This is a genomic window from Hyphomonas sp. BRH_c22 (assembly GCF_000961795.1).
Taxonomy (GTDB): Bacteria; Pseudomonadota; Alphaproteobacteria; order Caulobacterales; family Hyphomonadaceae; genus Hyphomonas.
Window position 1 is genome coordinate 56,962 of the sequence record NZ_LADU01000023.1, and the last position, 6,673, is coordinate 63,634.

A 6,673-nucleotide genomic window follows, 5' to 3' on the forward strand; every position below is an offset into this window, starting at 1 on the left:
CGATAGAATGAAACCCCGGCGGGCTTGCGCCTGCCGGGGTTTTTTCATGTCTGACGTATGGATGGATTACTGGCCGAGCGGGTCAATCCCGGTTCCCAGGTCAATATCCGCATCGAGACCGACGCCGGACTCGGCCTCAACCTCAACTTCGGCTTCAGTTTCGGCGACCGGCATGATGACCATGTCGATGGCATGGATCACGCCATTCGAAGCGTCGATATCGGCGCTGACGACATCAACGTGGTCTGCGGTAATCATGTCGCCGGCCCGCTCGATGGCGAGATTCGTCCCGGCGAGGGTCGTGATTCCGGTTTCGCCTTGCGCGATGTCGGCTGCCTCATAGGAGCCTTTCACGACGTGGCGTTTCAGGAGTGCGGCGAGTTCGTCATTGGCCTCACCTGATGTCAGGCGCGCAACAAGCTCAGGGTCGAGCCGGGCGAAGGCATCATTGGTCGGGGCAAAAACGGTGAACGGGCCGTCATTGGCAAGCGTGCCGGCAAGGTCAGCCTGCACCAGCAGTGTGACAAGCGTCGAGAAGCGGGGGTCGCCCTTGGCAATGTCGGCAATCGTGCCGGACATTTCGGCATCGGCCATCGCATCTGTTTTCGACGCATAGTCAGGGCCGCCCATTTCGGTTGTGGCCTCGGCCTCAGCTTCGAGTTCGGCGGTCACAGCCGGGGCTGTCGTGTCGGCATCGGCGGCCTGGAACAGGGTTTCGCCGGATGCCGCCATATCAACGGAAGCGGTTTGCAGCCGTTGCAGCTGCAGGGCGTTCAGTTGCTCGATCGTCATCTCGTCGAGATTGGCCTCGTCACCGGTGTACAGCACCTGGGCGGAAGCGTTAACGGCATCAGGATTCTCATTAAAATCCTGCGCATTGGCCGAGAGACCCGTTAACAGGGCTGCCGCGGCGGGAATGATCAGAATGCGTTTCATGGTCGTCTCCTTCAGTGTTGGATTATGGGCAAGCAACGGCACGTGGCGGCGTGATGTTCCCCTGTCAGGTGCATTAAATTCAGTTCAGGCGCCGGATTCGGGGCAAAAATTTTCTCCGGCACAAGCGGCGCAGGGCGGCCGCAAGGGCCCTGCGATGCGGCGGAACACGTTAACCATGCCGCCTGAATCCACGCTTGCCCGTTTGCGCGGTGTTAAGCCTGATACGCCAGTATGCGGGCTTCCCATTCCGAGAAGCGGAGTTGCGCCAGCATATGACTGATTACGCCTACATTGATGACGACGCCCCCAGTGCAAGCGATCCTGTCTGGAGGATTCTGACAGGGGCCGCCGCCTTTGCCGCGGGCGTGTTCGTGTGTGGCAGTGTCGGTTCCTATGTGCCGAGCGACCCGAGCTGGAACGCGGCCACGGACGCCGCCGTGCAGAACCTTTTTGGCGGCCCGGGCGCGATCTTCTCCGATCTTGCCCGTCAGGGCTTCGGCTGGTCGAGCTGGACCGCCGGACTGGCGCTGATGATTGGCGGCGCAATGCGGGCCGTGCTGATCGGCGCGCCCAGCATGCGGCGCTGGATCCTTGGCGCATCCTTCGTGCCGCTGTCGGCGGCGTGCTTTGCCGGGTGGCCCGTACCAGAGTCCTGGCCGCTGAGCGCCGGACTGGGCGGCGTCGTGGGCGATGCGCTGTTCTACTATGCCGAAATGCCGTTCCGCGCGCTGCTCCTGCCATCGCCGGGCATGTGGGCCGGTTTCGTGCTGGGCGGCGCAGCGCTGTGGGCCGCGCTGTCTGCGCTCGGGTTCCGGCGCGGTGACGCGCAACTGCTCCAGGAAGCTGCGGCAACATCCGGATTGCGCGCGGCTAGGAAGGCGCGTGGCCTGGCTGGCCTGCTGGCGTCGGCTGGCCGTGTGCTGATGCCGAAGCGCCGCCCGAGCGAGATCAATGACCGGGCGCGTGTGGTAAAGGGCGATGACGGGCTGTCCGGCGAGGCGCGCAGCTTCCTGAGGAAGCCGAAAAAGCCGGCCGATTATGACGAGGACGACGAAGAGCTCGAAGAGATATTCGACGAGGAGGATTACGAGGAAGACGACGAGGACGCCATCGACGAGGTGGAGGAACCGGTTCGCACGCTGCGCTTCAAGACACCGAAACCGTCAGCCAAGTCGCCTTTGCCGCGCGTCACCAAGACCGAGCGCCGCAGCAAGACGCCGCGCCTGCCCTCGATCGACCTGCTGCAAATGCCGGAAGAGCGCGGCGATACGGTGGACGAGGAAGCGCTGATCGCGAAAGCAGCACGGCTGTCTGAAGTGCTCAAGGAGTTTGGCGTCCGTGGGCGGATCAAGGAAGTGCGGCCGGGCCCGGTGATCACGCTGTTCGAAATGGAGCCTGCGCCGGGCGTGAAGTCATCGCGCGTCATTTCGCTGGCGGACGATATTGCCCGCTCGATGAGCGCGGTATCGGCCCGTGTCGCCGTTGTGCCGGGCAAGAACGCGATTGGTATCGAATTGCCGAATGATGATCGCGATACGGTCTATCTGCGCACGCTGCTGCAGGCCGAGCCCTACGTGGCCACGCGCGCCAGCCTGCCCATGGCGCTGGGCGAGGATATTGGCGGTGTGCCGACTGTGGTGGACCTCGCCAAGATGCCTCACCTGCTGATCGCGGGCACGACCGGTTCGGGCAAATCGGTTGGGGTCAACGCGATGATCCTGTCGTTGCTGTACCGCCATACGCCGGAACAGTGCCGCTTCATCATGATCGACCCCAAAATGCTGGAACTGTCGATTTATGAGGGCATCCCTCACTTGCTGGCGCCGGTCGTGACGGATCCGAAAAAGGCCGTTAACGCGCTGCAGTGGACAGTGCGCGAAATGGAAGGCCGCTATGAACTGATGTCGAAGGCGGGCGTGCGCAACCTGGCCGGTTTCAACGACAAGGCCGCCAAGTTCCGCGCTTCGGGTGAGGAAATGTCGCGCAAGGTTCAGGTTGGCTATGACGAACGCGGCAAGCCGATCCTTGAGACGGAAATCCTGCCTGTCGACCATATACCGAACATTGTCGTCGTGATCGACGAGATGGCGGACCTGATGATGGTAGCCGGCAAGGAAATCGAAGGCTGCGTGCAGCGCCTGGCGCAAATGGCGCGGGCGGCAGGTATCCACCTGATCACCGCTACGCAGCGCCCGTCGGTGGACGTTATTACCGGTACGATCAAGGCGAACTTCCCGACACGGATTTCCTACATGGTGACGACGAAGATCGACTCGCGCACCATCCTCAACGAGCAGGGCGCGGAGCAGTTGCTCGGCATGGGCGACCTGCTGTATCAGGCGCCCGGCAAGAAATCGCAGCGCCTGCACGGGCCGTTCGTCTCCGATGAGGAAGTCGGCGCGGTGGTGGACTGGCTGAAGGAACAGGGCGAGCCTGACTATGTCATGGATATCCTCGAAGCGCCGGAGGACGGTTCGACAGGATCAGCCGTGATGGACGCCATGCTGGGCACGTCGACGGGCGATGACGATGATGACCTGTTCGCCCAGTCGATCGCCATCGTCGTGCGCGACAAGCGGGCATCGACCTCCTACCTGCAGCGCCGCCTCAAGGTCGGCTACAACAAGGCGGCCGGTCTGATCGACCGGCTTGAGGAAGAGGGCATCATCTCCGCGCCGAACCATGCCGGCCGGCGCGAAGTGCTGGCCAGTGGCGCGCCGGGCGGCGACTGATCCGCTTAGCCCATCGGATAGAGGATGTCCTTCGACACCGCGTCGCAGGCTTTCATGATGTCGTCGGAGAGGACCATTTCGGCCGCGGCAAGGATTGGCGCGAGCTGGTCCTGGCGGCTGACGCCGACAATGGTGGACGCGACGAAGTCATGCTGCTTCGACCAGGCCGTCGCCAGCGTGACAGGCGACATGCCGGCCTCTTCGGCGATGGCCATGTAGCGTTCGGTTGCGGCAAGTGACTTTTCGTTGACGAAGCGCTGGGCCATCAGCGTGTGGCGGCCGCCCTTGTTGATATAGCTGGAGAAGCGTGCGCCTTCGGGCGTCGCGCCGCCATTGTACTTGCCGGATAAAACGCCGCCCGCAATCGGCGAATACGGGATCAGGCTGACATTTTCGTGCTTGCAGATATTGGCGAGCTCGTCTTCGAAGCGCCGGTTGTTCAGGCTGAAATTGTTCTGGATCGTCTGGTAGCGTGCCGTGCCAAGGCGCTCGGCGGTGGCGAGGCTTTTCATCAGGCCCCAGGCATTCTCGTTGCTGCAGCCGATGATGCGGATGAGACCGGCGCGGACCAGTTCGTCCAGGGTTTCCATTGTCTCGTCAAAGCCGGTGCCATGATCGGGCCAGTGCGTCTGGTAGAGGTCGATATAATCCGTATCGAGGCGTTCGAGGCTGGCCTCAACGGCGCGGGTAATATTGTGGCGGTCCATGGCGGTCATGCCGGCGCGCTGGGAGCTCTTGATCCAGCCGTGCGAGGGGCCGGACACTTTGGTGGCGATGATCAGGGAGTCCCGGTCCTTGGTTTTCATCCACTTTCCGACGATCTCCTCGGTGCGCCCGGCCCATTTCGGATCCGGCGGTACGGGATAGTTTTCCGCCGCATCATAGAAATTGATGCCGGCATCATAGCATTCGTCGAGAATGCGGAATGCTTCCTTCTCGTCTGTCTGGGACCCGAAGGTCATTGTGCCCATGCAGATGTCGGACACATAGATGGCGCTCTTGCCAAGACGACGTGTTCTCATGTTTTCCTCCCCGGAATGTCGGTTTCGCGGCCAAGATTAACGGCTATCCGTGGCAGCGCCATAGGGCGCGGCGATTGCCGCAGCGTCAGGCCGAAAGGTCCAGCACGTCGCATGTATGGCCCGTCGATTCGACAAAACGCCTGAAATCATCCCGCGATACGGCTGTTGTGGCGGTGTTCGTCAGGGGGTGGAAGTTGACCGGATCAGCAGTGAACAGCGCGGCATCGGCGATGAAGCGGACCTTGCGGCCCGTGTCATTCATCAGGGCGAAGGCGGTCACCGAGCCAGGGGTGACGCCCAGCAGCGCCAGCATGTCCCCGGCAGAGCCGAAGGAGAGGCGTTTGGTGCCGATATGGCGATGAAGCTGGTTGAGGGCGATCTGCGTGTGCGCCTCGGCCGAGATGAGGATGAAAGCGCCGTCCTTGTCCTTCAGGAACAGGTTCTTGGTGTGGATGCCCGGCATGGCCGCCTTGAGATCGGCGCCTTCGGCAACGGTGAAGACGGGCGCGTGCCAGTGCGTCTGGTGCGTTATGCCGTGAGCATCGAGATAGGCGAACAGGTCTTCGGGGCTTGCGGTCATCCAGCACTTTGGGCCAAGACTTTCCTTTAGCGTCAAGCCTTTCGGAGAAACTTATCCCCATGCGTCTCGAATGCTATAAGATACATGATGTTGCGCCGGAGATTGTTCCCGGCCGCAGCCAGCGGGAATGGATGGACGCTTTCCCCGACCGCCACCCCTATCGCTGCCTGCCGCTGACCATGGCGAACTCCACCGGCTGGGAAATCCTCTGCCCGATGGACATCAAGATCGTGTGGAATGGCGGGCCGCGGAAAGAGGACATCCAGTTCCTCACAACCGGCGACCCGGCAGCGATTGCGAGTTTTGCCGACAGCCATTTCATGCGCGGCATCGTCACCTTCCATACCGGCCACCTGTTCCGCACCCCGCCCGGCTGGGGTGTGTGGGCGACCGGCGCACCGAACTGGCCGAAGGACGGCATTTCGCCCCTGACGGGCCTTGTGGAAACCGACTGGCTGCCCTTCCCTTTCACAATGAACTGGGCGATGACGCGGCCCGGCGAAGTGATTTTCCGCAAGGGCGAGCCGTTCTGCTTCATCACGCTGATGGAGCACAAAAGGCTGGAAGAGATCACCCCGGAACGCAAGGCGATGAAGACCAATCCTGAGCTGGTGAAGGAATACGAGGCCTGGACGGCGAGCCGGTCAGACTTCAATGCCCGCCTCGCGACTGGCGAGGAAAAGGCGATGCGCGAACGCTGGCAGCGCCACTATATGAAGGGCGAGAAGGTGACGGGCGACAAGGCCGATGCCCACCAGACCAAGCGCCGCCTGAAGCCCGTGAAGGACATGTAGGCCGCCCTCTTTCCCCCGGAAAAGCGCCGCCCGGCCTGAACGAACAGCTGCAAGGAAAAAGCACGAATGGAGCCCGGAGCGTGCACCAAACTGCACGTATTTTTCGGTCCAGTTGAGCAAAATTCCAATATTGCGTCACTGCCGACCGCGCAGCGGTCTGGCAGCCCATCACCGTCTGGTGCCCGGCGAACCGGGTTTGGTAGGTGAGACGACTGGAGATGGGCCCCCAGATGGCTGCGCCATCGGAGGTGACGCGGGCTGGAAGATCAGTCCCTGGTCCGCGAGGCCTTCTCGGCGAGGCCGCTGGTGGCCTGGCGGGCTTCCAGTTTTTCGGCGACGGCGTCGAGCGGGACGCCGCGTGACCTGAGACCGACCATGAGGTGATAGATCACGTCGGCGGCCTCGCTCGCGACATGGTCGTCGCTTTCGCGGATTACGGCTTCGGCGAGTTCTGCGCCTTCCTCGGCGATCTTGGCGGCGACGGCATCCGGCCCCTTGGCGAGGAGGCGGGCTGTCCACGAAGTGCCTGCATCGCCTTCAAGGGCGCGCGCGTCGATTGTGCCGGAGAGGTGTTCGAGGGCGGCGGCGAGGCGGGCGGGGGGGCCGAGC

At 62.7% G+C, this 6,673-nt stretch carries 6 protein-coding genes; 2 read left to right on the forward strand and 4 right to left on the reverse strand.

Annotated elements, in window-relative coordinates; all coding sequences use genetic code 11:
* Window positions 1-66: 66 nt before the first annotated feature.
* Complete coding sequence (locus VR74_RS03735; RefSeq protein WP_299949521.1) at window positions 67-936, reverse strand: fasciclin domain-containing protein; 870 nt, start codon at window positions 934-936, stop codon at window positions 67-69.
* 272 nt (window positions 937-1,208) lie between these two features.
* On the opposite strand from VR74_RS03735, the gene VR74_RS03740 reads away from it, so the two are divergent.
* Window positions 1,209-3,668, forward strand: coding sequence for a DNA translocase FtsK 4TM domain-containing protein (locus VR74_RS03740; RefSeq protein ID WP_045694522.1), 2,460 nt, complete (start codon window positions 1,209-1,211; stop codon window positions 3,666-3,668).
* Between the two features lie 5 nt (window positions 3,669-3,673).
* Here the strand turns inward: VR74_RS03740 and VR74_RS03745 are convergent, their stop codons facing one another.
* Together VR74_RS03745 and VR74_RS03750 are read right to left on the reverse strand one after the other, a co-directional pair.
* On the reverse strand, window positions 3,674-4,690 hold the full coding sequence (locus VR74_RS03745; RefSeq protein ID WP_045694524.1) for an aldo/keto reductase: 1,017 nt from the start codon (window positions 4,688-4,690) through the stop codon (window positions 3,674-3,676).
* Window positions 4,691-4,775: 85 nt separating this feature from the next.
* Window positions 4,776-5,270: a prolyl-tRNA synthetase associated domain-containing protein gene (locus VR74_RS03750; protein WP_045694525.1), complete on the reverse strand. Its 495-nt coding sequence runs from the start codon at window positions 5,268-5,270 to the stop codon at window positions 4,776-4,778.
* 59 nt (window positions 5,271-5,329) lie between these two features.
* Between VR74_RS03750 and VR74_RS03755 the strand changes: the two genes are divergently transcribed.
* Window positions 5,330-6,064: a DUF6065 family protein gene (locus VR74_RS03755; protein ID WP_045694527.1), complete on the forward strand. Its 735-nt coding sequence runs from the start codon at window positions 5,330-5,332 to the stop codon at window positions 6,062-6,064.
* Window positions 6,065-6,330: 266 nt separating this feature from the next.
* On the opposite strand, the gene hisE is transcribed toward VR74_RS03755, so the two are convergent.
* Window positions 6,331-6,621 carry a phosphoribosyl-ATP diphosphatase gene (hisE, locus tag VR74_RS03760; protein ID WP_299949525.1) on the reverse strand — a complete coding sequence of 97 codons (291 nt, stop codon included), beginning with the start codon at window positions 6,619-6,621 and terminating at the stop codon, window positions 6,331-6,333.
* Window positions 6,622-6,673: the final 52 nt, after the last annotated feature.